The organism is Mesorhizobium sp. (assembly GCF_004962925.1).
In the GTDB taxonomy this organism is placed as follows: domain Bacteria; phylum Pseudomonadota; class Alphaproteobacteria; order Rhizobiales; family Rhizobiaceae; genus Mesorhizobium.
Genome location: NZ_SUEO01000351.1, coordinates 848 through 3,576, shown reverse-complemented (window position 1 = coordinate 3,576; position 2,729 = coordinate 848). Strand labels below are relative to the sequence as shown.

3 protein-coding genes are annotated in these 2,729 nt (G+C 64.0%); all 3 read left to right on the top strand.

Translation table 11 applies throughout. The features are described from left to right. Positions 1-157 precede the first annotated feature (157 nt). Positions 158-532, top strand: a complete 375-nt coding sequence (locus E5W87_RS34690) for a GtrA family protein (protein WP_292408256.1) — start codon at positions 158-160, stop codon at positions 530-532. A 206-nt stretch (positions 533-738) separates the two neighbouring features. After that, the gene (gene gshB / locus E5W87_RS34685; protein WP_292408253.1) at positions 739-1,680 is read left to right on the top strand and encodes a glutathione synthase; all 942 of its coding nucleotides are present in this window, start codon (positions 739-741) and stop codon (positions 1,678-1,680) included. 180 nt (positions 1,681-1,860) lie between these two features. Beyond that, positions 1,861-2,729: ATP-binding protein (locus tag E5W87_RS34680; protein ID WP_292408250.1), on the top strand; the 869-nt coding region annotated here is incomplete at its 3' end.

Genomic DNA, 2,729 nt, shown 5'->3' with positions numbered 1-2,729 from the left:
GACCGGGCTGATCCTCGATTCGGTATCACGCGGCCGGGCCGAGCAGAAGCGCATTTTCTATCTGTCGATGCCTTCCGGCCAGGTCGAACGCGAACGCGCAACCGCGCTCGGCGCCTTGAAGCCCGAACCGGATAAGACCCCCCGGGCGGCCTAGGCTGTGAAACGCCTCGTCCGTTTCATCTTTGCCGGCGGCATCGGTTTCGTCGCCGACGCGGCGGCGCTGTGGCTTCTGCTGACCTTCACGCCGCTTGGACCCTTTCTCGCGCGTGTCGTCTCGATCGGCTTCGCGTTGTCCGTCACCTGGGCGATCAACCGCCACCTGACCTTCTCGCCGTCAGTTCGCGGCATTGCACGGGAAGGCGCGCGCTATGGCAGCGTCGGCGTCGCCACCAGCATCGTTAATTACCTTGCCTATTGCGCCATCCTCTTCGCACTTCCGTCCGCGCCGCCGCTGGCGGCGCTTGCCGTCGCCTCGCTGGTCGCCATGTCGCTTTCCTTCCTGGGTTATTCCAGGCTGGTCTTCGACCGCTAAAGCGCTGCACCAAGCAAAGCGTAGCCCTGCAGCAAACTCTACCGATTGGCAGAAGGCGCCGAGTTCCATATATCGCTGTGGTCGATGCATCGGCTCGAAAAACGGAATCGATTTTCGGAAAGCACGATGGATAGATTCAAAGTGTTGGAGCGTAGTTTGTGCGTCCAAATGGACGCACGTCGCTCCAAGTGCGCCGGAGAGCCGCCATGAAATTGAAAATCGCCGTCCAGATGGATCACATCTCCACCGTCTCGATCGCCGGCGACACGTCTTTTGCGCTGTCGCTGGAAGCGCAGCGCCGCGGGCACCAGCTGTTCCACTATACGCCCGACCGGCTGTCGCTGCGCGGCGGCAAGGTGTTTGCCCGCATCGAGGCAATGCAAATCCGCGACGAGAAGGGCAATCACTATTCGCTCGGCGAAGAAGTCCGCACCGACCTGTCGGAGATGGACGTCGTCCTGCTCAGGCAGGATCCGCCCTTCGATATGAACTACATCACCACGACGCACATACTCGAGCGTATCCATCCCAAGACGCTGGTGGTCAACGACCCGGCCTGGGTGCGCAACAGCCCCGAAAAGATCTTCGTCACCGAATTTCCCGACCTGATGCCGGAAACGCTGATCACCAAGGACCCGCTGGAGGTTGCCGCCTTCCGCAAGGAGTTCGGCGACATCATCGTCAAGCCGCTCTACGGCAATGGCGGTGCCGGCATCTTCCACCTGCACGAGGCCGACCGCAATCTCGCCTCGCTTCTCGAGATGTTCGGGCAGATGTTCCGCGAGCCTTACATCGTACAGCGCTATCTCAAGGAGGTGCGCGCCGGCGACAAGCGCATCATCCTGATCGACGGCGAGCCGGTCGGCGCCATCAACCGGGTGCCGGCCGAGCATGATTCACGCTCCAACATGCATGTCGGCGGCCGAGCCGAAAAGACCGAACTGACGGCGCGCGAGCGCGAGATCTGCGCCCGCATCGGCCCGTCGCTGAAAGAGCGCGGTTTTATCCTCGTCGGCATCGACGTCATCGGCGACTACATGACAGAGATCAACGTGACGTCGCCGACCGGCGTGCGCGAGGTGCAGCGCTTCGGCGGCGCCGACATCGGCAGCCTGTTCTGGGACGCGGTTGAGGACAAGCGCAAGTAGCCTTCAAAGAAGCGCGTGGCGTTTCGAACCAGCAACCCTGACGCAACTTCCTTGCAGCCGTGGTGTTTGGTTGTTCCCCTAATGTTCTTGCCTTGACAGTAAATCTGTGGTTGTCTGCGGTGAAGCCGTTCGCGGCATGATCGCAGAGGCTTGGGGCAAGCCTGCATCCGGGGTGAAAAAATGGTTGCGCGGGTCCGCACGGTCGCTTTCCAGGGTATCGAGGCCGTGCCGGTCGACGTGCAGGTGATGATCGCACCGGGCAAGGTCAACATGCACATCGTCGGCCTCGCCGACAAGGCGGTGGCCGAAAGCCGCGAGCGGGTGCAGGCGGCCCTGCATGCGTCAGGCCTTTCGATGCCGTCGAAGAAGGTCACGGTCAATCTGGCGCCGGCCGACCTGCCCAAGGAGGGCAGCCATTACGACCTGCCGATCGCGCTCGGCCTGATGGCGGCGCTTGGCGCCATTCCGGGCGACATGCTGGCCGGCTATGTCGTGCTTGGCGAGCTGTCGCTCGACGGCACCATCGCCGCGGTGGCCGGCGCATTGCCGGCGGCGATCGGTGCCAATGCCGAAGGCAAGGGTCTGATCTGCCCTTTCGCCTGCGGGCCGGAAGCGGCCTGGGCCGGCAAGGATTTCGACATTCTGGCGCCGCGCAGCCTGATCGCCATCGCCAATCATTTTCGCGGCACGCAGGTTCTGTCGCGGCCGGAGGCCGGCATCCATGTCTCGGCGCGTGATCTGCCTGATCTGGCCGACATCAAGGGCCAGGAGACCGCCAAGCGGGCGTTGGAAGTGGCCGCCGCCGGCGGCCACAACCTGTTGATGGTCGGACCGCCGGGGTCGGGAAAATCGATGCTGGCGCAGCGGCTGCCGTCGATCCTGCCGCCGCTGGCGCCCAGGGAATTGCTCGAAGTTTCGATGATCGCCTCGGTCGCCGGCGAGCTCGGCGAAGGCAAGCTGACCGACCGGCGACCGTTCCGCGCCCCGCATCATTCGGCCTCGATGGCGGCGATGGTCGGCGGCGGCCTGCGCGTGCGGCCGGGCGAGGC